The organism is Terriglobus tenax, from assembly GCF_025685395.1.
GTDB lineage: Bacteria > Acidobacteriota > Terriglobia > Terriglobales > Acidobacteriaceae > Terriglobus > Terriglobus tenax.
In genome coordinates this window covers 2,115,966-2,137,717 of record NZ_JAGSYA010000004.1, presented here as the reverse complement: position 1 = coordinate 2,137,717, position 21,752 = coordinate 2,115,966, and the positions used below count along the sequence as shown (strand labels likewise).

Here is a 21,752-nt window from a genome sequence, read left to right as displayed (position 1 = left end):
TGGGCGGGAACCTTGGCGTAGTGATCTCTCATACAGGTCCCTTGTATGCTTGGGCCGTCTCAATTTCCTGCAACACCCCGTTTCGAAAGGGAAGATCTCCACCGTGATCCTTCGCAAATCTCTTGTGGCCGCTGCCCTCCTGTTCGGGCTCATCTCCTCCGCGCATGCCAACCCGCCCCGCGCGCGCTGGACGGAAGATCAGGCATGGACCTACATGCGCGGGCAGGCATGGCCGCTGGGCAGCAATTTCCTGCCAACCAACGCCATCAACCAACTGGAGATGTTCCAGAAGGAGACCTTCGATCCCGGCGAGATCGACAAGGAGTTCGGCTGGGCCGAAGCCGCCGGCATGACCACCATGCGCGTCTTCCTGCATGACCTGCTCTGGCAGCAGGATGCGGAAGGTCTGAAGCAGCGCGTCGGAGATCTGCTGACCATTGCCGCCAAACATCACATCAAGCCGGTGCTGGTGCTCTTTGATTCCTGCTGGGACCCCGATCCCAGGCTCGGTCCCCAGCGCCCGCCCATTCCCGGTATCCATAACTCCGGCTGGGTGCAGGGGCCGGGCATTGCCCTCGCCGACCCGGCCAATCACGCCCGCTTTGAGGCGTATGTCAAAGGCATCGTCGGCGCCTTCGCCAGCGACAACCGCATCCTCGCATGGGACGTTTGGAACGAGCCCGACAACGGCGGCGGAGGACGCTACACCAACAACCTGAAGAACAAGACCGAGCTGATGAACAAGCTGCTGCCGCAGGTCTTCGCCTGGGCCCGTTCACAGGGGCCGGTGCAGCCGCTCACCAGCGGCGTGTGGACGCATGACTCCTGGGCCGACGCAGCGCAATGGTCCACCACGGAGAAGATCCAGCTTACGGAAAGCGACATCCTCTCTTTCCACGACTACTCCTGGCCGGAGAAGTTTGAGAGCCGCGTTACCGCGCTCGAAAAGCTGCACCGCCCGCTGCTGTGCACGGAGTACATGGCACGCGGCGCAGGCTCGACCATTGACACCATTCTGCCCATCGCCGCCGCGCATAAGGTCGGCATGATCAATTGGGGTCTCGTTCAGGGGCGCATGCAGACCAACCTGCCCTGGGACAGCTGGCAGGTTCCCTACGTCGGCCGCGAACCCACCGTCTGGTTCCACGACCTCTTCTACCCGGACGGCAAACCCTACCGCCAACGCGAGATTGAGATCCTGCGCGACACCTCACACCGGATGAACACGAAGTAGTCAACGCTGCCGCTCTTCAACGCGTCACAACTCCGGGTACCCCATCCATCCCCAGGCGATGGATGGGAAATCACGCAAAGCGGATCGCCTTTCTCGTCCCTTGTCATCCTGTAAGGATCTGCTTTTCAAACATCTCTCAGGCGGGAAGCAATCCTGCTGCGCGATAGCCTTCCATCAGGTTGTCGTAGAGCTTGATGTCCGCCCGGCTTCTCGCCATCAGTTGAGCACCCACGATTCCGGAATAGATCGCACGCGCGCGCTTCTCCGCTTCTTTGGGTGTGGCAATCTTCGCGGCAATCAGGGTCTTCTTCAGCCATGCGACGTTTACATCGGTAAAAGCCTGCACCTCCGTCTTCACCACGTCCGGCAGGTCGTCAAACTGCGCCGACATAAAGCTGCAAAGGCACATGCGGTTGCCGTTCTCCAGCGCCCAGCGAAAGGTCTCCGGATAGCGGCGCAGCGCCTCCAGCGGACTCGCTGCGTTCTTCAGCAGGGTCTCAAGGTATGCAGCGGCATCCTCCCAGTAGCGCTTCGCCACGTTCGTAGCCAGTTCCGCCTTGCTGGGGAAGTAGTAATAGATACTCGCGGCTTTGATACCGACCTGTTCCGCCAGGTCACGGAAGTTCAACCCTGCATAACCGTGAGCCTGGGCAACCAGCTTCGCGGCAGCCAGAATCTCTTCACGGGCGTTTGCACTCACCACGCACCTCCGTCTTAGGCATCTAAAAACCTCTCTATTCCTGAATCTACCATGTGGCAGGTAGAATCTCAATGTTACCACCTGTCAAGTGGCAGGTAGAGAGGCAGGCAATGAATACTGAACTGATCTATTCCGACGCAACCCGGCTGGCTGAACTGATCCGCACACGCGAGGTCTCTCCGGTCGAAGTTATAAAGGCACATCTCGACCGCATTGAGGCCGTCAACCCAAAGGTGAATGCAATCGTCACGATCGCCGAGGATGCATTGAAACTAGCCAGGGCAGCTGAGGCTGCGGTACAGCGGGGAGACGAACTAGGCCCTCTGCACGGCGTGCCCTTCACGGCGAAGGACTCCATCGACACCGCCCATGTGCCAACTCAGCGCGGAACGCCGATCTTTCGCGGACGGACCCCCGGCACGGATGCAACCAGCGTTGCGCGTTTGAAGCAGGCAGGGGGCATTCTTCTCGCAAAGACCAACCTGCCCGAGTTTTCCTACGGAATCGAAAGTGACAACCTGCTCAGCGGCCGCACAAATAACCCCTGGAACCTGGAGATGACTCCGGGTGGCTCCAGCGGCGGTGAGTCGGCAGCGATTGTGGCAGCCATGTCTCCTCTTGGCCTGGGGACTGACCTTGCGATCTCCGTGCGTGGCCCGGCGGCCCACACAGGCATCGTATCGCTCAAGCCGACGCACGGACGCATTCCCATGACCGGTATCTGGCCGCGCGAACCGCGCCGTTTCTGGCACGTGGGGCCCATGGCGCGAAGCATTCGCGATCTGTCACTGGCCTTTGCGGAACTGGCCGGACCGGACGGGCAGGATGGCTACTCCAGCAGCGCCGTGCCACTCGATAACGGCATCGGCTCCGGCAAGCGCCCGCTGCGTGTGGGCTGGCTCGTGGAACCCGGCTTTGGCCCCATTGACCCAGAGGTCGCCGCGACGGTACAGGCCGCCGCGGAGGCGCTTCAGCAGTTCGGGCACACCGTCGCGTCCGTGCGCATCCCCGCACTGGAACACGACTTTGCGCTCGATGTATTCAGCCGCCTGCATGTCCTTGAGATGAAACCGGGCTTTGTGGAGACGACGGCCGGCCGCAGTGAAAATGAAATCGGTGCGATGGCCAGGCTCATGCTCTCACTGCCCGATACGCCGGCGGCCGATTACATCGATGCCGTGCAGGCGGCGGAGCGGCTGAAGGATGGCTATGCCCAATACTTCCAGAGCCACGACGTCCTGCTCACCCCTGTTCTGCCCACACCTTCCTTCCAGCACGGACAGGCGGAGTTACAGATCAATGGCCAGGTAGTCAATGTCCTGGGCATCATGTCCGCCACATCGCCGCTGAACGTCACCGGCCTGCCGGGCATCTCCATGCGGTTCGGCACCAGTCACAACGGGATGCCGATCGGTGTGCAGATCGTCGGCAACTGGCAGGCGGAGTCTACCATTCTTCACGTCGCTACTCTCCTGGAGCAGGTAAGCCCCGTGCGGAACCTCTATCCGCGTCTCTGAACGGCGATCAACACTCTCCTGCGATGGATGGGAGATCACACGAAGCGCGACCGCATGGCTTTTCTTGTCCTTTGCCATCCTCGAAGGCTCTGGTTTTTAAACACCCGTCATGGCACGGCTTCAACCGTGCCGAAGATCGCCACAAACAACCAGCGCCGGCCTCGATGGCCGGCGTTCCCTTTGCCAAACCAACGGTTGGAAGGGTACGGTTTCTTCCGGCAGAAAGGTGTGCAGATGCGGCGAAGCAGGTTCCAGCGTGTGCCTCCGGGAGCGTTCCTTTGGTCTTGACGGATGTGCGGTCTTTTGTGGTTTTTGCTTTTTTGGCGTTTTATTCTGTGGCACGGGTTCGAGGTGAGGAGTTTTATGTTTCGCCGAGAGGGGCTGACACCAATCCCGGCACGAAGTCTCAGCCCTTTGCATCACTCGAACGCGCACGGGATGCAGCGCGTGCTGCGAAGCATGACGCGCCCATTACTATCTGGCTGCGGGGTGGCGATTACCGCAGAACAACGACCTTTGCGCTGACCTCCGTGGATAGCGGAACCGCGGCGGCGCCCGTGGTCTATCGCGCCATGCCGGGAGAGAAGGTGCGGATTGTCGGCGGCGTGCCGGTCAGGAAATTCAGGAAGTGGCGAGGAGAGGTTGTGCGCGCCGACTTACGTGCACAAGGAATTACCAACTACGGAGACCTTCTCTCTCGCGGCATGCGGCGGCCAAACATTGCGTCACTGGAGCTCTTTTTCAAGGGGCAGCCAATGACGCTGGCACGCTGGCCGAACACTGGCTGGGCCTTCACCGGAGCAGCCACCACGGATAAAGCCCAGAACCAGTTTGCGTATGAGGGCGAACGTGCGGCGCGCTGGGTCAAAGCCCCCGATGCCTGGGTACATGGCTACTGGTATTACGACTGGGCCGATCATTACGAGCGCATCGCCTCCATTGATACCTCGCAACATCTCATCAGCACCGCAGCGCCCAACCCGAACTACAACTACAGGGCAGGGCAGCGCTGGCGGGTGGTGAATGTGCTGGAGGAACTGGACGAACCGGGCGAGTGGTATCTGGATCGCGCTGCAGGGTCGTTGTACTTCTGGCCGCCGTCTCCCATTGCTTCCGGAGTTGCGGAGGTCTCTCTCCTCGATCAACCGTTGGTCAGCATCGAAGGCACGTCCTACGTGGAGTTCCGCGATCTCGCGTTCGAGCTGACGCGCGCCGATGGCATCGTCATGGATCAGGGCAGCCATAACCGCATCGTCCATTGCATTCTCGCCAACATCGGCAACACGGGCGTGGTGATCCGCGGTGGAGTAGCGAGCACCGTGGAAGACTCGGAGGTCCGCGCAACGGGCGATGGAGGCATCGATCTCGATGGTGGAGACCGCAAGACTCTCACGCCTGCCGCGCACCTTGCGGCCCGCAATCATATTCACGACTATGCCCGCTGGTCACGCACCTATACGCCGGCCATCAATGTGTCGGGCGTGGGCAACCGCGTCCTTGGCAATACGATTGATCACGCTCCTCACTTCGCCATCTGGGTGCATGGCAACGACCACCTGATCGAAGGCAACGATCTGCACACCGTCGCTATGGAGACGGCCGATGCCAGCGCCTACTACATCGGCGCGGACACCACCGAGCGCGGTAACACGGTGCGCGGCAATTACTTCCACAACCTCGGCTTGGGAGACATCAACGCCGTCTATCTCGACGACGAATCCAGCGGGTCGTTCGTCATCGGCAATGTGATTCGCGGAGCCGCTCGCGGCGTGAAGATCGGCGGCGGCAACGACAACGTTGTTGAGAAGAACAGGTTCGTGAACGACGACATCGGTATTCACTTTGACGCGCGTGGCATGGGCTGGCAAAAGGCCTACTTTGACGGCACCAACCCGGCACTGCTGAACCGTTTGAAGGCCATGCCGTACAAGGAAGAACCATGGCGCAGCCGCTATCCGCAACTGCCGAACTTCCTGAACCAGACGCCCGGCCTGCCCACAGGCACCATCATTCGCGACAACGAGTGCTGGTGCCGGCTCTGGATTGACTATCGTGACAAGCTGACGGAAAAGAACCTGCTGGACTCGTCCGGCAACCAGGCGCATCCGCAGACGGCCGCGTGGAACCCCGAATGGGGGAAAGGCATCGGCCTCGACATCGACACGCCCCAGTTAACGCGCCGCCTGACGGAGGTAAGTCCGACGCAGGCAACGCTGACCATCGAAAACCAGGGCCCCAGTCCGCAGACCGGAGTATTCGAGCTATGGATCGCGCCGGGAGAGGACGGCAGGATTGTGACATCGCCGGAGATTCCGTTCTCCCTCAAACCAGGCGAAAAGACGGAACGGACGATTACGATTGAGCACGCCGGCCCGGTTCACCTGGGTGCATACCTGAAGGGAGAGAGCTTTGTTCCGGCGGGAATCAAGATGAAATAAGGGGTGCGAATCCAGCCTCAAACGCAAGAAAACCCGGCCAGTAGCCGGGTTTCAAACTTGATGGTGCCGAAGAGAGGACTCGAACCTCCACACCCTTGCGAGTACATGGACCTGAACCATGCGCGTCTGCCAATTCCGCCACTTCGGCACGGGAAAACCACAAACACGTCGTGGCCTTGCAGAAGTCTTAGTGTTACAAACCGGCGGCGGAATGTCAAACCGGCGGGGCTTGCTCTTCATGGTCCCGGCCTGTATTTTGTGAAACATCGCGCATTCCAGCGCGTCTGATGAGAATCATGACCGATCCGAAACAGGACCAGGTAATTCCCGAGGATCTCGCACTCGAGATTCGTAAGCTGGCGCACGATCTTTCCAATGCGCTGGAGATCATTGTGCAGACCAGCTACCTGCTTTCCACCGCAGACCTGAAGCCGCCAGCCTCGGACTGGCTGGGGATGATGGACTCCGGCGTGCAAAAGGCGCTGGACCTGAACCTGCAACTGCGCAATTACATCAAGACCCACAGCCCGAAATAGCGCGTTTTAAGCACGTTTTTGGTGCTTAAAACGCCTTCAAAAGCGCTATTTCGCTGCCATTCTGGTCGCCGCAAACGAGCTCTCCGGGTACCACTCCGGGCGCGCCTTTGCATCCGCGACCCGCAGGGCCAGTTGCGCCAGCAGGCTGGAGAACTGTGCTGCGCCCACCTTGTCCACCGGCTGCTGCAGATCGTCCGACGGGCGGTGATAGCGCACCTTCACCCAGTCGTTGAAGGTCTTTTCCTCGGGTGAGTCCGGCGTCCAGCCAAACTTGAAGGCCAGCGCGGGGATGCCCTGCTTCACAAAGTTCACCTGGTCGCTACGGATGAAGCGGTTCTCGTCCGGCTGCTTATCGAACTGCGGCTCCACGTCGTTCAACTGGCAGACGGCGCGGGCGTCGTTGCCCAGCGTGGACTCGCCCAGGCCCTGAATCTCCAGGTAGCGCAGCGGGAACAGCGGCAGGTACATGTCCATGTTCAGATCGCCGACGATGGCCGGTTTCGGCACGGTGGGTTTAGAGGCAAAGTACTGCGAGCCGAGCTCGCCCATCTCCTCGGCCGAGAGTGCCACGAAGAGGATGGACCGCTTCGGGCGTGGCCCGGCGGCCAGCAGCCTGGCTGTTTCGATCAGCGAGGCGACGCCGGAGGCGTTGTCCATGGCGCCGTTGTAGATGGTGTCGCCCTCGACGGCGCGGCCAATGCCCAGGTGGTCCAGATGGGCGCTGATGACCAGGTACTCCTTCTTCAGCTTCGGGTCAGAGCCTTCCATCAGGCCGACAACGTTGGGCGCGTGCAGGTGTTCGCCGGTTTTGACGGCGGTGACGGCGTGCAGCGTCCCGGGAAAGGCGAAGTGGGGCAGGGGTTTTCCGGCGTCACCCGTAGCCTTGATCTCGGCAAAGCTTTTGCCCGCGGAGGCGAAGAGCCTGGTGGCTCCCTTTTCCGTAAGCGCGGCGTAGACCTTCAGGCCAGGCAGGCTTTCAAGCGCGGGGTCGGCGAAGAGCATCACCGGCGGTGGGGCGTTGCGCGGAGTGGCCACGGGGCTGGGCGGAGCGCCCGGGCGTGGCGGCGTGAACAGCACCATGCCGATAGCTCCGGCGGCGTGCAGGGCCTTCCAACGTTCGCCGGCGATGCGCGCATAGGCGCGCTGTGGGCCCAGGACGTTCTCCGGTGCGGCGCCGTAGATAACGACGACCTTGCCCTTCAGGTTTTCCCCCGCGACATCGTCAATGTGCTTTTTCGGGAGGGACAGACCGTAGCCAAGGAAGACCATGGGCGCGTCGACGGTTCCGGCGCCGTCGACGTGGGCGTTCAGTTGCAGGTCCGTGCCTAGCTCGTACGAGACTTTATCCACAGCGAAGCTCGATTTATCCACATCGACGCTGGTGGGCACTAACTCGACATCCTGCCTGTATTTACTGGTTCCTGCGGGCTTTAAGCCGATGTTTTGGAACTGGCTTTCCACGTATTCCACAGCCTTGAAGTAGCCGGGGGAACCGGCGCGGCGGCCCTCCAGTTTGTCGTCGGCAAGGTACTGCACGTGGGACCACCAGGCGTTGGCGGCGGGTGTCCAGTCTTTGACCGGACCGGGGGTCTGGGCAGAGAGGGCGGAAGTGAGAACAAGGACTGAGGCAAGCAGCGGCTTCGGCGTCAACACAAGCTCCGGGAAATCGATGTGAAGGCAGTATGGCATGGGGCCCGGTATTTTCGTCCGGGTGTTGGGCACGCGGCATTCATGTTTTTACCCATGCCGCCGATGAACCCCAGTGCATCGTCTCGTTGAAAGAAAAGCGGTGAAAGGTTTAGGAATGAAGAATCTCACGATTAAACAAAAGCTGTTGGCAGCGAGTGGGGCGCTGACCCTGATTGCGATGGTTCTGTGCGGGACATTTATCTATCGTCTGCAGTCGATGAGCCAGACGGTGCGGAGCCTGGGTGTGGATTACGCCCGGAAGTCGTATTTTGCGGGAGTTGCGGACGCGAGTGGATCGGAGATGGTGGCTGCGCAGCGTGGCATGCTGGCCCAGGCGGCGCTTGGCAACTGGGATTTGTTGGCGCAGCGGCAGACCCAGTTTGGAGAGCAGAAGTCCGCGTTGTTGAACAGCGTGGCTGAGATCAGAAAGATCGGCGTCGCGCCCGCCGGAGAGCAGCTTCTGAAGGAGCAGGAAGATGCGGTGAACCGTATGGAACCGGTTTTTCAGCGCTATGCGGATGCTCTAAATCACCATGACGTACGCCTGGCCGAGCAGATCAATCTGAAAGAGCTGATGCCGCTGATCCAGAAGGTGGACGATATGAGCACCGGCCTCCTGGATCATCAGCGGGAGGTAATGAGCCAGGCCAATGATCGAGCGCAGGAGTCGATTTCGGTTTCGCGGCAGATTGTCTACTACATGCTGGTGCTATCGTTGCTGGCTTCGGCGGCTTGTGTATGGATTGTGCTGATGCTGGAGAAGGTGCTGCGGCGCAATGTGCATGAGCTGAACCAGGGCGCGGAGCAGATTGCCTCTGCTGCGACGCAGATTGCGGGCAGCAGCCAGGCGCTGGCGCGCGACAGCTCTGAACAGGCCGCGATGATTGAAGAGACCTCGGCATCGTCGCAGGAGATTTCCATCATGGCCAAGCAGAATGCGGACAGCGCCAGGGAAGCCATGGGCGTGGTGGGTGGCGCGGTGCAGGCATCGCAGGAGAGCACTCACGCCATGGATGAGTGCGTGGAGTCGATGGCCGGTATTCACGAGAGCTCGCAGCAGATTGCGAAGATCATCAGCGTGATCGACAAGATCTCGTTTCAGACGAATATCCTCGCGCTGAACGCCGCGGTGGAAGCCGCGCGGGCGGGTGAGGCAGGCGCGGGCTTTGCCGTGGTGGCGGAGGAGGTCCGCAACCTGGCGCAGCGTTCGGCCGAGGCGGCGCGCGAAACCTCCACGCTGATTAAAGCGGCGTTGGCCAATGCAGACAGTGGCCGTGAACGAATCAAACTGCTGGTGGAAAGCGGTCACAAGATGGAGGCCGCGTTTGCCGACATCAAGCGGCTGGTGGACCAGATCGGCAGCGGCAGCTCGGAGCAGGTCTCCGGTGTGTCGCAGATTTCCGGAGCGATTTCGCGCATGGAGGGCGTGACGCAAAAGAGTGCGGCCAATGCGGAGGAGTCGGCCGCGGCGGCACAGCAGTTGAACGCACAGTCGGACGCGATGCGTTTGCTGGCGGCGGAGCTTGGAACGATGGTTGGACTGAACGAGGTCACCAGCAAGCCAAAAGCTCCGGGGCGCAGAAACACTCCCACGGCACCCAGGCTCAATAAGCCGGTATCCGTTCCCATGAAGCCGGCATTGGCTTCGGCAGGAAACGACGGTGGTTTTGTCGACTTCTAGACAGAAGGGTGTCTGGGGTTTTCGAGAAGGCTATTCATTGGAGGTTTTTGGGCCACTGAAACCGGGATCAACGATAGGGCTAAAGCCCTTTCCTTCTTCAGTTTGTTCAAAAGGGGCCTGAAGGCCCCTGCCGCTCCGGTCTGCGAGCTAAAGCTCTCAGACAAAATTCTCGAACAGCAGAGGCATTAGTGCCGGTAGCTATTTTTGCGCACTGCCGGGAATCAGCCGGAAGCCGTTCAGCTGTGCGCGGCAGGCGGAGAATGCCGTGGGGTGCCAGACGGTCCCGTCGGCGAACTGCATCTCGGTTACCTCGGCAGAGCGAAGCACGGTGATGCCGTTGACGATGACTTTGTCCCGGGCGGAGCCGTCCTGCCAGGCCGTTGGGGTGAGACGGAAGCTGCGTGACTCCTTCTTTTCCGGGCTGCCGCTGGTTTCCAGGTAGAGTCCGGTCTGGTTCGCTCCATGCACGACAATGGTGGCGCTGGTCAACGAATGTCCGTCCTTGTTGTGGAACTGGAGCGAGACGGCCTGGCGGTTCGTCCGGTCTGCGCCGTCCAGGGTTCGCGCCATTCTTGAGAGGCTGTTGGCCTGCGCGGTGAAGCCGATGGGGCAGGTGGGCTGCAGGATACTAAGGGGCCGTTCCTGCGGAGCGGTGATGAGCGTGGGCTGCTGCGCGATGGCCGAGGAAGCAAGCAGTACGGCGAGCGAAATGGCGGCAACGGATGAGCGCATGGGGTGTCTCTCCTGCGGCGGAAATTTTCGTGACCGAAGAATAGACCGGAAACCGGGGATGCGGTTAGGGAAAATTGCGGCTCGACGTATGATTTAAGAGAGCGTGACCTACACGATTGCAGCGCTGTACCGGTTTGTTGAAGTGCCCGATCCCGAGGCCCTGGCGGCGGAGATCCGCGCCCTGTTTACGGGCGGCGATCTGCGCGGAACCCTGCTGGTGGCGCCGGAGGGTGTGAACGGCACGCTGGCCGGCAGCGCGGAGACGATTGACCGGCTGCTGACCGCTCTGGAAGAAAAGGTGGGGCTGGAGCGGAGCGAGGTGAAGTTCTCCGCTTCGGAGGAAGAGCCGTTCCAGCGGCTGAAGATCAAGGTAAAGAAGGAGATCATCACCTTCCGCACCGCCAGGGTCGATCCCAACCGTCCTGGCACCTATGTGCAGCCCGAGGACTGGAACGCGTTGATTGCACAGGAAGACGTGCTGGTGCTGGACACGCGCAACAGCTACGAGACCGAGATTGGCACCTTTGCCGGTGCGGTGTTGCCGGAGACGGCGAACTTCTCAGAGTTTGCCACCTATGTGCGCGAAAACCTGGACCCGGCGAAGCATCGCAGGGTAGCCATGTTCTGCACCGGCGGCATCCGCTGTGAGAAGGCCTCGGCCTTCATGCTGCAGGAGGGCTTCCCGGAGGTGTACCACCTGCGCGGCGGCATTCTGAAGTACCTGGAGCAGGTTCCGGAAGACGAGAGTACCTGGCAGGGCGAGTGCTACATCTTCGACAAGCGTGTGGCTGTCCGCTCCAAGGACCTTGTTAAGACCTGACGGAACAGGAATCCGCTAAGTAACGAAGCACTGTCTCCGTATCCTCAGGACGATGCCGTAGAGTAAGTTCACTCGGCGCGATTCTCCGCGATTCCTGAACATGAAAACCGCACACACTGGCAGGCTGCATGGCCTGGATACCCTTCGTGCGTTCGCTGTGCTGATGGTCATGCTGTACCACCTGACCATCTTCGGCGAACTGCCTTTGCGCCTTCTCCCCGTGACCTATCACGGGTGGATGGGCGTTGACCTTTTCTTTGTGCTGAGCGGATTCCTGATCGGCCAGCAGGTACTGCGGCCCCATGTCAGCGGACAGCGATTGCAGCTCGGTGACTTCTACGCGCGGCGGGCGTTTCGCATTCTGCCGGCGTACCTGGTGGTGCTGGCGCTGTATGCCTTTGTGCCGGCGTGGCGCGATTATCCGCACATGGCGCCGCTGTGGAAGTACCTGACCTTCACCATGAACTTCGGCTTCACCTTCAGCCAGCGCGCGTTCTCACATGCGTGGTCGTTATGCGTGGAGGAACACTTCTACCTGCTGCTGCCGGTGCTGGTCATGCTGCTGACGCGCAGGCCGTCGGTGCGGAAGACGGCCGCGGTGCTGGCAGCGGTTGTCGTGGGTGGCATCGCGCTGCGGTGGTGGCTGGTGTTGCGCTATCCGGAGGAGATCTGGACGAAGGTCTACTACCCCAGTTATGCGCGGCTGGACGGTCTAACGGTGGGCGTGGCGCTGGTCGTGGTGCGCCTGTTCCGTCCGGCATGGTGGCAGAGAATGATGCGGCATGGCCATGCGCTGTTTTTTGCTGGAGCAGTCTGCGTGGGCAGCGTGGTGGGCATGTTCCGCGCCATGAACCTGGGAGACGATACGGGCTCGGCGAAGTGGGGCGTGATTGTTGGTTTTCCTTTGCTGGCGCTGGGGTGGGGGCTGATCCTGGCCTCCAGCGTGAGCCGCAACGGCGTGTTGTCACGCGTGAAGGTGCCCGGTGCGCAGACGTTGGCGGCTCTGGCCTTCGCGCTGTACCTGACGCACAAACCGGTGGGCCACCTGGTGATGGTGAGCTTTCCGGCGATGACACAGCCACAGGGGCCGGGATCATGGGTGCTGTATGTGGCTGCGTGTTCCGGGGCGGCGGTGGTGCTGTACTTCGGGGTGGAACGGCCGTTTCTAAAGCTGCGGGACAGGGTGTTGTGAGAGCAGGATGATTTGCCGGGGAACTTTTGTACGAACTGTTTCGTAATATACGAAGCAGTTCGTACAAGTTCTTCTCAACATCATCTCCGGAGCTTTTCTGATGAAGCGTACCTTTGTCCTTCTTCTACTGAGTGTTTCCGCGCTTGCGCAGCAGTCTGCTTCTACGGCCAAAGAGCGCTGGCTGCTAACGGCTGATTTCTATGGCTCAACGCGCTACTTCCGCCTGGACATGGACCGTCATGATGCGGCGCATGTAACGGGTAGCTTCAGCGGCACAGCGCTGACGGGCTCGCTCGACGGCGGGCACCTGGTGCTGCACGGCAAGGATCCGGACGGCAGCACGACGGAGATTGACGCCACGCTGACGGGCGAGAGCCTGACGGGAAAGATTGGTGGTGTGAATCCCGGGGAGCCGCCGTTGTCCTTCGCCTTCAAGGCAGAGGTGGTGAAGCCGCTGGCGAAGGGCACGCCGAAGACACACGAGTTCACACCGACGGTCTTCTATCGGCAGTTTTCTCCGTTCTATAAGCCGGTGCTGACGGTGAAGCCGGGAGACACCATCCACACGACGACGGTGGATGCCGGCGGAACGGATGGGCAGAACATCAAGCGCATTGCCGGCGGCAATCCGCAGACCGGGCCGTTTTACATTGAGGGAGCGCAGCCGGGCGACACCCTGGTGGTGCATATCAACCGGCTGAAGCTGAACCGCGACACGGCAGGGTCCGACGATCAACTGGTGCAATCGGCCCTGTCGCCGGGGCTGGCCATCAAGACGCGCGATAACAACAAGAGCATCCAGTGGAAGCTGGACCTGGAGGGGATGACGGCGACGCCGGAGCCGGTGGGCGAACACCTGAAGGAGCTGAAGATTCCGCTGCACCCCATGCTGGGCTGCGTGGCGGTGGCAACTTCGCCCAGCTCCGCACCGCCGCCGACGGGTGACTCCGGCAACTTTGGCGGCAACCTGGACTTCAACGAGATTGCCGAGGGCGCAACGGTGTATCTGCCGGTAATGAATCCGGGGGCTTTGCTGTATTTCGGCGATGGGCATGCGTTGCAGGGGGACGGGGAATTGAACGGCAATGCGCTGGAGACTTCGATGGACGTCACGCTGACCGTCGACCTGATCCAGGACAAGCGGCTGAACTTTCCGCGCGTGGAGACGGAGAAACAGGTCATCGCGCTGGGGTACTCAGGCTACCTGGACGATGCCTTCAAGGACGCGACCAGCAACATGGCCAACTGGCTGATGAGCGATTACAAGCTGACGCCGAGCGAGGTGGCCCAGTTTCTGGGTGTGGCAGCGCAGTACCGCGTGACCGAGGTGGCGGACAGGAACTCGGGTGTGGCCCTGAAGGTGGAGAAGTCGGTGTTGAAGAATCTGCGATGAACCTCAGGGGGCGGAAGCACGATTTGTGGTGGATTGGATGGTCAGGGTTGAAGACCTGACATGCTGGTGTTGGGCTACATCATTTGGTGTGGGAGGGGTTTGGATTGGTACAGGTCGGTCGTGGCCCTTAAACACCAAACCCGCCGGATGGCGGGAATCAGATGGTGGCCAGAGACGGGATCGAACCGCCGACGCCGGCCTTTTCAGGGCCGCGCTCTACCACTGAGCTATCTGGCCCTGTGTGGAGTGTCTTTAGTATAGCAATCCTGCGGCGGTGGGACAAACCGGGGTGCGGTATGCTGGGCCTGTTTCCTTGAAAGGGTTCTACGGATGAGATCAGGACTGGTTTTGACGGCAGTGGTGTGTCTGGCGATGACAGCAGCGGCGCAGACGCCGGGTGAGTTGAAGGCCGCGCGTGTGCTGGCTGCGGATGTGAAGCAGGGGCCGTTGGCGGCGCATGCTTTTCTTGCAAAGATGCCCAAGGGCAGTGACCTGCATGTCCACCTGTCGGGCGCGGTCTACGCCGAGACCTTTCTGAAGAACGGGGCCGAGGACGGCCTGTGCATCAATACGACGGCGAAGGCTTTCGCAAAGAAGCAGGGGAGCGAATGCGCGAAGGGCGATGTCCCGGCCGAGAGCGTCTTCAAGAACCAGGCGCTGTATGACGCCATGATCAATTCCTTCTCCATGCGGTCGTTCGTTCCTTCCTCCGGCTGGAGCGGGCATGACCAGTTCTTTGCCACCTTTGGCAAGTTCGGCGGCCTGGATAAGAAGCATGCTGGCGAGTGGGTGGACGAGGTGGCCAGCCGTGCCGCCGGCCAGAACGAGCAGTACCTTGAGATCATGCACACGCCGGACTTCGGGCCCAGCGCTTCGCTGGGCTACAAGCTGGGCTGGAGCGACGATCTTGAAGCCCTGCGCGAGAAGCTGCTGACCGGGGCCGTGCGCGAGAACGTGAAGAGCGCCATCGCGGAGATTGATGCCGTGGAGGCGACGCGGAAGTCGGTTGCCCATTGCGGAACTCCGCAGGCTGCGCCGGCATGCACCATGACGGTGCGTTACATCTTCCAGGTGCTGCGCGCCTTCCCGCCGCAGCAGGTGTTTGCGCAGACGCTGCTTGGCTTTGAGCTGGCCAGTGTGGACCCGCGTGTGGTGGGCATCAACTATGTGCAGCCCGAGGACACGTACATGTCCATGAGCGAGTACGACCGGCAGATGAAGTTTTTGCAGTTTCTGAAGACGAAGTATCCGAAGGTGCATTTGAGCCTGCATGCGGGCGAACTGGCGCCGGGCATGGTGGCGCCGGAGGGGCTGAAGTTTCACATCCGCGAGGCGGTAGAGGTAGCCGGAGCCGAGCGCATTGGCCACGGAGTGGACGTGATGTATGAGACGGATGCGGACACGCTGTTGAAGGAGATGGCAGAGAAGCACGTCATGGTGGAGATCAACCTGACCAGCAATGACGGCATCCTGGGCATTACGGGGAAGAATCACCCGCTGGCGAACTACCGCGCGGCGAAGGTGCCGGTGTCGCTGTCGACCGATGATGAAGGGGTTTCACGCGGCAACCTGACGCAGGAGTACACCCGCGCGGCGATGGAGCAGGGACTTACCTACCTGGAGCTCAAGAACATGGCGCGCACCGGCATGGAGCATAACTTTCTGCCAGGTGAAGACCTGTGGACGCAACCCGATGCGTGGGGCAAGCCGCGAGCGGTGTGCGCGGGGCAGGCACTTGGCGGTGACAGGCCAACAGCCAAGTGCACGGAGTTTCTGAAGGGAAGCGAAAAGGCGGCACAGCAGTGGGAGCTGGAACGCCGCTTCCGGGTGTTTGAGGCGGGTGTGCAATGAAGAAGATGATGATTGCCATTGTCGAAATGCTGCTGCTGTTTATCGCGGCGATGGTGGGCTTTGCGATGCACCCGTTCAACGTGGAGCGGGTGTTGCGCGTGGAAAACGGTGCGACACGGGTGATGGTCTATGACTGGATCCTGGTGACGGCGATTGTGTGGGTGCTGCTGACCGCCGTGGAGATGGGACTTGGCCGTAAAGCGAACAAACCATGGCTTCGCCCGACGATTTGTTTTGCGGTGGTGGTGTTGCTTGGTTTCATCGCGCACCTTGGTCTGAAGACGACCGAGGTGGGTTTATACCGTTTTTGAGGCGAAGATCACACGTTTTTCTCGCAAATAAAGATTGATTCTCCGGCCCGTTGCGCGGAGTCTATTCGGTAGGGGCCCGCGTATTTCGAATTGAAGCGAGCAGGTCGCACGACCGCCTGCGGGTAGCGGGCGTCCGTGTGAGGTTTTCTGGCATGACGGTGCAGGAGCTGGCGGCAGAGGCATTGCGGAACTGCCGCGTTGCGTACTTCTCAATGGAAATCGCGCTGGAGGAGAATCTTCCGACCTACTCCGGTGGTCTTGGTGTGCTGGCAGGCGACACATTGCGGTCGGCCGCCGATCTCGGTATTCCGATGGTGGCCGTAACCCTGGCACATCGCATGGGCTACTTTCGGCAGATGCTGGACAGCGATGGACGGCAGACCGAGGAACCGATGCCGTGGCTTCCGGAGGAACGTCTTCCGGCTGCCGGTGCGGAGGTCTCTGTCCAGGTACAGAACCGCGAGCTGAGAATTCGCGGCTGGCGGTATGACGTGGTGGGCGTTACCGGCCACGTGATTCCCGTGCTGCTGCTGGATACGGATGTTGAGGCGAACGAGCCGTGGGACCGTACCTTTACGGACACACTGTACGGCGGCGATACATACTACCGGCTATGCCAGGAGGCGGTGCTGGGCCTGGGCGGCGTGGCCATGCTGAAGGCGCTGGGTGTTACGCCCGAGGTCTTCCACATGAACGAAGGCCATGCGGCGTTGCTGACCACAGCCCTGTTGGAGCAGCGGCTGAAAGGCCGCGCGCTTGCCACTGCGACGGACGAGGATGTGGAGGCTGTCAAACAGCAGTGCGTCTTCACCACACACACTCCGGTGCCGGCAGGGCATGACAAGTTTGGCCAGGACCAGATGCATGCGGTTCTGGGGCCGGAGCGGTCTGAGATCTATGGCCGTTTTGGCGGCATCCATGAGGGTCTGTTGAACATGACCTACATCGCCCTGCGTTTTTCGCGCTATGTGAATGGCGTTGCGATGCAGCATGGCAAGGTTTCGCAGGCGATGTTTCCGGATACGCCGATCCACTCCATCACGAATGGCGTTCACGCGGGCACGTGGGTGTCCTCGGCGATGGCGGAACTGTTTGACCGCCGTCTGGATGGATGGCGCGAGGACAATGATGCACTGCGCAGCATCTACGGCGTGGAGCTGCAGGAGATTACCGAGGCGCATGCCGTCAGCAAGCGCCGCCTGATCGAAGAAGTACAACGCCGCACCGGGGTTGCCTTCCGCGAGGATGTGCTGACGCTGGGCTTTGCGCGCCGTGCGGCCACCTACAAACGAGCCACGCTGCTGTTTGAAGACACGCAGAGGCTTCTGCGCATTGCCCAGCAGCTGGGCGGTCTGCAGATTGTGTATGCGGGCAAGGCCCATCCGGCGGATGCTCCGGGGAAGGCGCTGATTCATGAGGTAATCAGCGCGGCGCATGGGCTGAAGCAGAGCGTGGTGCACGTGGTGTACCTGGAGAACTATGACATGCAGCTTGGCGGCATGCTGACGGCGGGTGCGGACATCTGGGTGAATACGCCACGGCGGCCCTATGAAGCCAGCGGCACCAGCGGTATGAAGGCCGCTCTGAATGGTGTGCCCAGCCTGAGCATCCTGGATGGCTGGTGGATGGAAGGCTGTGCCGACGGGACGACCGGATGGGCGATTGAAGATGGCGCCAGTGACGAGGAAGAAGCTACGCACCTGTACCAGAAGCTGGAGACGGAGATTGTGCCGGCTTACCAGAACAAGCAGGCATGGGCGAAGGTGATGCAGCACTGCATCGGGATGAACGGCACCTTCTTCAATACTCAGCGCATGGTGGCCCAGTACTGGCGGCGGGCGTACTTCCCGGAGCAGGCTGGCGTTGTGCTGCCGGGGAAGAGGGAAATGGCGGAGATCGGCGCAGCCGTTTAGTCGGAAAAGAAAATAGCCCGCAGCGGGATGCGAAACCGTTGCGGGCTTTTAAGTGTTTCGAGGGTCCTCAGTTATTCCCTGAGGATCTTGGTCAGGTAGTCCAACGCTTTGGGGTCCTTGGATTGTCCGAGCCAGAAGATGGCCTGCTTGCGGACTTCAGGATCCTTGTTGGTCTCTGCTACCTGGATCAGTTGCGCGGCTGCTTCATCCTGCGGCAGACGCGAGATGGCGAAGACGGCCGAGCGGCGGATTCCGCGGTCGGGGTCGTTCTGTACGATTTGACGAAGCTCACCTGCTGCACGTTTCCCCGCTTTCTGGGCCATCCAGAACTGGGCTTCCTTGCGGACGTGCGGTGCAGCGTCATTCTTTGCCATCCAGATGAGTTCATCGACAGCGGCAGGATTGTCTTTAGCCAGGGTGAGGTCAAAGGCAAGCTTGCCGCGCAGGTGTTCGTCCTGCTCCGTGCGGGTGAGTGCGAGAATGGCCTTTGTGCCGTCCTGTCCGCGATGCGCCGCGAGCCAGAAGGCTGCCTTCTCTCTCAGGAAGGAGTCGCCGGACTTTGCCATGCCGGCCAGTGTGCTGGTGGCGACCGGTGACTGGTGCTGTGCGACGATCATGACGGCGGCGTCGCGTACCTTGCGCTCCTGCGCGGTATTCGAGGCCAGGGCACTGAACTCACGCAGGCTCTCTTCCTGGGAGACTCCCTCAAGCCACACGAACTTTACTCCGCCGGTATCGAGCTTGCGGTTGGGCGTCACGATGCGCACTTTGGAAACCTCGCCCTTCTCCATGCGGAGAAGGAGGTTGGCGTGGTCAAATTCCTGCCGGTCTTCCTGGGAGCGGTAGTCGCCATCCCGGGAGCCTTCGAGGTAGATGGTCTGGTTGTCACTCTCAGTAAAGTGACCCAGCACCGGGATGGAATAGCCTACCCAGGCTGTGCCCGCGGAGGCGAGATCTGCATGCAAATTGTGGACAGTATGTGTTTCCATCTGCGTTCCAGCAACCAGCGGCTGCTGCGCCGCGAGCGGAGCGGCGAGGGTAAAAGAAAACACGAGGGTGCGAAAGGCAATTCTCATGGCCTTATCTCCTGATACGAGTGAAGTGTGGGAAAAGTTCTTGACGTGCGGAGGGATTATTGGAGTCTTCATCCATGCTTCTGGACGAAGGGGAAGACCCGGTGTGGTTTCATTGGGCGCCGCGATGCTTTCGCGGCGCCCAATGCCTGTTACTTCAAGAGCTCCAGCATGTAGTCCTGTGCGACCTTGTCGTTCATCAGGGCAAGCTGGGAGACGATCTGGCGCTTCATCTCCAGGTCTTTCTCGCCGCGGGCAAGTTCGACCAGCTTCTGCGCATCACCGGAGATGAACATCGAAGAGATGGCCGACTTTTTGATCTTCACGTCGGTGGACTGGCGGTAAATCTCTGCCAGAGTGTCGTTGGCCTTTTTGCCCTGCGTGATCGCCAGCATCTGCATGGCCTGACGCTGCAGAGCGGGATTCTGCTTGCCGAGAGCAATCTCACGCAGCAGGGCCTGGCACTCCGGAGTCTTGTTCTGGCCCAGGACGAAGAGCGCCTGTTTCTTCACGGCGTCGGACTGGTTGCCGTTGAGTAGCTCGCGGATCACAGGCACGGCGCGGGTGGCGTCCTGGTTCATCAGCGAGTTCAGGGCGAGAATCTTCAGATCAGAGTTCGGATCACCGGAGTCTCCGCGGCCTGACCTGTAGCCGGTGTTCCAGCTCAGCGGCGTGGGCGGGGTGGGAGGAGTCGGCGGCATGGGTCCGATCATGAAGGTGTCGTCATCGCTGCTGCTGGAACTGGAAGTGGAGGTGCTGGTTCTTCCGTCCTGGGAGCGTACGACCACGTGCACGGTGCGGTTCCCAATGCCGAGCGCGGCGCAGTCTTTGATCCAGGTGGACTTTGGGAACTCACCGCGTAACTGGCCGCAGGTTGCGGCTGACTCTTCACGGCGGCTGAGCTTGTTGAGGGCATAGGCCTTCCAGTAGAGAGAGGCATCGGCCTTCGCGCCCTTGGCGTCGATGATCTTGTCAAAGACGGTGATGGCGTCCTGCCAGCGCTGCTCGTTCATGGCGCGGGTGCCGGCGGCGTAGCTGTCTTCCGCGGCGGCTGCCGCGCCGGGGTCGGTGGTGAGGATGGCGGGTTGCAAGACCTCGGTTGCCAGCGCGGCGTGTGCGCCGCTGCCGAGGGCCAGACCTGCAAACAAGATCCAGTGCTTCATGGGTGCTTCTCCTTTGGTGCAAAACTTGTCTTACTGCCGGGTACGGCTGTGCTCGTCGTTCTGGCGCAATACGCGAAGATCCAGCAACAGGCCGTCGGTGTTCATCTCCAGGCGCAGTTGCCAGGTGCTCCTCGGCGTCTCCGGAGCGTGGTCCAGGCCGATGAGAACGCGGCCAAGGTTATCGAGCACCGCGGCCTCTGACAGGTCACCGCGTTCGCGCGCGGTCTGCGTGTAGACGGCGTTCTTCAGCAGTAGATCGTGCGCCTGCGAACGGGTGGTTTCGTCCAGAGGCCCGTCTTCATGGCTGACAGCGGTCAGCAGACGCTCGGCGGAATCAAGGTGCGCGGTGATCTGAGGATTGTCGTTCGGTATATCCGTCAGCGGACCGTGGCCGTTGATGGGATGCGCCTGGTTGTGGCGTCCGACGAGACTCTTCAGCGTGTCGCTGATGGAGGCCTTTTGCTGCGGTCCTGGCTCGCCGCTGGCGGGAATGTCGGTCTTGCGGATGTGCAGGCCGAGCACCACCATAACGACCAGGGCGGCGGTGCATACTCCGGCGGCGGGCCACATCCATACGGCGAACCAGCGCTTCTTTTGCGGAACTTCCAGGACTGCGAGGTTGCCGCGCAGCCGCTGCCAGCTTGCGTCCATCTGCGCCGTGGAGCGCATGGGGACGGGCTCGGCGGAGAAGACACGGAGTGTTTCCGCGATGGATTCGGCCAGGGTGGCGCATGCGGCGCAGTCTTCCAGATGCGCGCGGATGGCGTGGGCTTCGGAGGCATCGCCCATTTGATAGGCGATGAGATCTTCTTCGGTGTAGTGCTTCATCGCGTACCTCCTGCGACAGGTTCCAGCGCGCGGCGCAGCTTGCCGACGGCGCGAAAAACAGCCTGCTTGGCGGAATTGACCGGAACTCCCAGGGCATCGGCAATTTCTGCCATGCCGACCTCTTCCATGTGGCGCAGGGTGAAAGCGGTGCGCTCCATGGGGGTAAGCGCGGACATGGCGGCGTTGCGCAGGGTCGCGGTCTCCATGTCGAGCAGGACACGCTCGGGCCCGGCGCGGTGGCTGGCCACCTGCACTTCGCCCTCGGCGACCTCGTCCCCGATGCGGGGGGCGTAGTGCGACAGGTCGCGGTTTCTGCGCTCGATCAGGTTCATGGCCGTGTTCATGGCAATCCTCGTAACCCAGGTTCCAAAGGCAGAGTCCTGCCGGAACTCGGGAAGCTTGTTATAGGCACGCAGAAAGCTTTCCTGCGCAGCTTCTTCCGCGTCGGCTTCATTGCCGGTAATGCGGAAGGCGATCCGGAAGACGGCAGGGTAGTGACGGTCCATCAGGACGCGGTACGCGTCTCTGTCGCCGGCAAGGACCAGCCGGATCGCCTCTTTCTCTGACTTCTCCATTTCGCCTCCTTAGACAGGGGGATGGGGGTGCGGTTAGGTCGATTGGCGGAGATTTTTTACAGGCAGGAAGTTGCCAGTTTCCGATTCCAGTTATCAGGAACTCTCA

General features: G+C 61.1%; 18 protein-coding genes and 2 tRNA genes. 11 read left to right on the top strand and 9 right to left on the bottom strand.

Annotated features, from left to right (window positions below):
- The first annotated feature begins 103 nt into the window (after positions 1 to 103).
- A complete protein-coding gene (locus OHL13_RS14435; RefSeq protein WP_263410828.1) occupies positions 104 to 1,234 on the top strand; it encodes a glycoside hydrolase 5 family protein in 1,131 nt (376 codons plus the stop codon).
- Between the two features lie 136 nt (positions 1,235 to 1,370).
- Here the strand turns inward: OHL13_RS14435 and OHL13_RS14430 are convergent, their stop codons facing one another.
- Positions 1,371 to 1,934: a TetR/AcrR family transcriptional regulator gene (locus OHL13_RS14430; RefSeq protein ID WP_263410827.1), complete on the bottom strand. Its 564-nt coding sequence runs from the start codon at positions 1,932 to 1,934 to the stop codon at positions 1,371 to 1,373.
- A gap of 110 nt (positions 1,935 to 2,044) precedes the next feature.
- On the opposite strand from OHL13_RS14430, the gene OHL13_RS14425 reads away from it, so the two are divergent.
- Positions 2,045 to 3,451, top strand: coding sequence for an amidase (locus OHL13_RS14425; RefSeq protein WP_263410826.1), 1,407 nt, complete (start codon positions 2,045 to 2,047; stop codon positions 3,449 to 3,451).
- Between the two features lie 335 nt (positions 3,452 to 3,786).
- Complete coding sequence (locus OHL13_RS14420) at positions 3,787 to 5,889, top strand: right-handed parallel beta-helix repeat-containing protein (RefSeq protein WP_263410825.1); 2,103 nt, start codon at positions 3,787 to 3,789, stop codon at positions 5,887 to 5,889.
- A gap of 61 nt (positions 5,890 to 5,950) precedes the next feature.
- Here OHL13_RS14420 and OHL13_RS14415 read toward each other — a convergent pair.
- Positions 5,951 to 6,037: transfer RNA gene (locus OHL13_RS14415), tRNA-Leu, on the bottom strand.
- Positions 6,038 to 6,185: 148 nt separating this feature from the next.
- Between OHL13_RS14415 and OHL13_RS14410 the strand changes: the two genes are divergently transcribed.
- A complete protein-coding gene (locus tag OHL13_RS14410) occupies positions 6,186 to 6,425 on the top strand; it encodes a hypothetical protein (protein WP_263410824.1) in 240 nt (79 codons plus the stop codon).
- 45 nt (positions 6,426 to 6,470) lie between these two features.
- On the opposite strand, the gene OHL13_RS14405 is transcribed toward OHL13_RS14410, so the two are convergent.
- On the bottom strand, positions 6,471 to 8,114 hold the full coding sequence (locus OHL13_RS14405) for a M28 family peptidase (RefSeq protein ID WP_263410823.1): 1,644 nt from the start codon (positions 8,112 to 8,114) through the stop codon (positions 6,471 to 6,473).
- A 115-nt stretch (positions 8,115 to 8,229) separates the two neighbouring features.
- Here OHL13_RS14405 and OHL13_RS14400 point away from each other — a divergent pair, with 115 nt between their 5' ends.
- Positions 8,230 to 9,795: a methyl-accepting chemotaxis protein gene (locus OHL13_RS14400; protein WP_263410822.1), complete on the top strand. Its 1,566-nt coding sequence runs from the start codon at positions 8,230 to 8,232 to the stop codon at positions 9,793 to 9,795.
- Between the two features lie 198 nt (positions 9,796 to 9,993).
- On the opposite strand, the gene OHL13_RS14395 is transcribed toward OHL13_RS14400, so the two are convergent.
- Entirely contained in the window at positions 9,994 to 10,527 is a 534-nt protein-coding gene (locus OHL13_RS14395) for a hypothetical protein (protein ID WP_263410821.1), read from the bottom strand.
- A gap of 103 nt (positions 10,528 to 10,630) precedes the next feature.
- On the opposite strand from OHL13_RS14395, the gene trhO reads away from it, so the two are divergent.
- From trhO to OHL13_RS14380, 3 genes are all read left to right on the top strand, one after another.
- Positions 10,631 to 11,347, top strand: a complete 717-nt coding sequence (gene trhO, locus OHL13_RS14390) for an oxygen-dependent tRNA uridine(34) hydroxylase TrhO (RefSeq protein WP_263410820.1) — start codon at positions 10,631 to 10,633, stop codon at positions 11,345 to 11,347.
- 100 nt (positions 11,348 to 11,447) lie between these two features.
- Positions 11,448 to 12,539: an acyltransferase family protein gene (locus tag OHL13_RS14385; protein WP_263410819.1), complete on the top strand. Its 1,092-nt coding sequence runs from the start codon at positions 11,448 to 11,450 to the stop codon at positions 12,537 to 12,539.
- A 100-nt stretch (positions 12,540 to 12,639) separates the two neighbouring features.
- Positions 12,640 to 13,932, top strand: coding sequence for an acetamidase/formamidase family protein (locus tag OHL13_RS14380; protein ID WP_263410818.1), 1,293 nt, complete (start codon positions 12,640 to 12,642; stop codon positions 13,930 to 13,932).
- Positions 13,933 to 14,094: 162 nt separating this feature from the next.
- Here the strand turns inward: OHL13_RS14380 and OHL13_RS14375 are convergent.
- Positions 14,095 to 14,169 (bottom strand) — tRNA-Phe (locus OHL13_RS14375).
- 93 nt (positions 14,170 to 14,262) lie between these two features.
- Between OHL13_RS14375 and OHL13_RS14370 the strand changes: the two genes are divergently transcribed.
- From OHL13_RS14370 to glgP, 3 genes are all read left to right on the top strand, one after another.
- A complete protein-coding gene (locus OHL13_RS14370; RefSeq protein WP_263410817.1) occupies positions 14,263 to 15,783 on the top strand; it encodes an adenosine deaminase family protein in 1,521 nt (506 codons plus the stop codon).
- Positions 15,780 to 16,094: a hypothetical protein gene (locus OHL13_RS14365; protein ID WP_263410816.1), complete on the top strand. Its 315-nt coding sequence runs from the start codon at positions 15,780 to 15,782 to the stop codon at positions 16,092 to 16,094. The genes OHL13_RS14370 and OHL13_RS14365 overlap by 4 nt, the downstream gene beginning before the upstream one ends.
- A 152-nt stretch (positions 16,095 to 16,246) precedes the next feature.
- Positions 16,247 to 18,007: an alpha-glucan family phosphorylase gene (glgP, locus tag OHL13_RS14360; RefSeq protein ID WP_263410815.1), complete on the top strand. Its 1,761-nt coding sequence runs from the start codon at positions 16,247 to 16,249 to the stop codon at positions 18,005 to 18,007.
- A 71-nt stretch (positions 18,008 to 18,078) separates the two neighbouring features.
- Here glgP and OHL13_RS14355 read toward each other — a convergent pair whose 3' ends face one another.
- The 4 genes from OHL13_RS14355 to OHL13_RS14340 all read right to left on the bottom strand — a co-directional run bounded on the left by OHL13_RS14355 (position 18,079) and on the right by OHL13_RS14340 (position 21,646).
- Positions 18,079 to 19,083 carry a HEAT repeat domain-containing protein gene (locus OHL13_RS14355; protein WP_263410814.1) on the bottom strand — a complete coding sequence of 335 codons (1,005 nt, stop codon included), beginning with the start codon at positions 19,081 to 19,083 and terminating at the stop codon, positions 18,079 to 18,081.
- Positions 19,084 to 19,232: 149 nt separating this feature from the next.
- Positions 19,233 to 20,243, bottom strand: a complete 1,011-nt coding sequence (locus OHL13_RS14350) for a HEAT repeat domain-containing protein (RefSeq protein ID WP_263410813.1) — start codon at positions 20,241 to 20,243, stop codon at positions 19,233 to 19,235.
- 30 nt (positions 20,244 to 20,273) lie between these two features.
- Positions 20,274 to 21,071 carry an anti-sigma factor gene (locus OHL13_RS14345; RefSeq protein ID WP_263410812.1) on the bottom strand — a complete coding sequence of 266 codons (798 nt, stop codon included), beginning with the start codon at positions 21,069 to 21,071 and terminating at the stop codon, positions 20,274 to 20,276.
- Complete coding sequence (locus OHL13_RS14340; protein ID WP_263410811.1) at positions 21,068 to 21,646, bottom strand: RNA polymerase sigma factor; 579 nt, start codon at positions 21,644 to 21,646, stop codon at positions 21,068 to 21,070. The genes OHL13_RS14345 and OHL13_RS14340 overlap by 4 nt, the downstream gene beginning before the upstream one ends.
- Positions 21,647 to 21,752 lie beyond the last annotated feature (106 nt).

What these genes read in the sequence shown, in the direction of transcription:
- OHL13_RS14425 (WP_263410826.1), top strand. Translation starts at nt 2,045, where the DNA reads ATGAATACTGAACTGATCTATTCCGACGCAACCCGGCTGGCTGAACTG.
- OHL13_RS14410 (WP_263410824.1), top strand. Translation starts at nt 6,186, where the DNA reads ATGACCGATCCGAAACAGGACCAGGTAATTCCCGAGGATCTCGCACTC.
- OHL13_RS14405 (WP_263410823.1), bottom strand. Translation starts at nt 8,114, where the DNA reads ATGCCATACTGCCTTCACATCGATTTCCCGGAGCTTGTGTTGACGCCG.
- OHL13_RS14400 (WP_263410822.1), top strand. Translation starts at nt 8,230, where the DNA reads ATGAAGAATCTCACGATTAAACAAAAGCTGTTGGCAGCGAGTGGGGCG.
- OHL13_RS14395 (WP_263410821.1), bottom strand. Translation starts at nt 10,527, where the DNA reads ATGCGCTCATCCGTTGCCGCCATTTCGCTCGCCGTACTGCTTGCTTCC.
- OHL13_RS14385 (WP_263410819.1), top strand. Translation starts at nt 11,448, where the DNA reads ATGAAAACCGCACACACTGGCAGGCTGCATGGCCTGGATACCCTTCGT.
- OHL13_RS14380 (WP_263410818.1), top strand. Translation starts at nt 12,640, where the DNA reads ATGAAGCGTACCTTTGTCCTTCTTCTACTGAGTGTTTCCGCGCTTGCG.
- OHL13_RS14370 (WP_263410817.1), top strand. Translation starts at nt 14,263, where the DNA reads ATGAGATCAGGACTGGTTTTGACGGCAGTGGTGTGTCTGGCGATGACA.
- OHL13_RS14365 (WP_263410816.1), top strand. Translation starts at nt 15,780, where the DNA reads ATGAAGAAGATGATGATTGCCATTGTCGAAATGCTGCTGCTGTTTATC.
- glgP (WP_263410815.1), top strand. Translation starts at nt 16,247, where the DNA reads ATGACGGTGCAGGAGCTGGCGGCAGAGGCATTGCGGAACTGCCGCGTT.
- OHL13_RS14355 (WP_263410814.1), bottom strand. Translation starts at nt 19,083, where the DNA reads ATGAGAATTGCCTTTCGCACCCTCGTGTTTTCTTTTACCCTCGCCGCT.
- OHL13_RS14350 (WP_263410813.1), bottom strand. Translation starts at nt 20,243, where the DNA reads ATGAAGCACTGGATCTTGTTTGCAGGTCTGGCCCTCGGCAGCGGCGCA.
- OHL13_RS14345 (WP_263410812.1), bottom strand. Translation starts at nt 21,071, where the DNA reads ATGAAGCACTACACCGAAGAAGATCTCATCGCCTATCAAATGGGCGAT.
- OHL13_RS14340 (WP_263410811.1), bottom strand. Translation starts at nt 21,646, where the DNA reads ATGGAGAAGTCAGAGAAAGAGGCGATCCGGCTGGTCCTTGCCGGCGAC.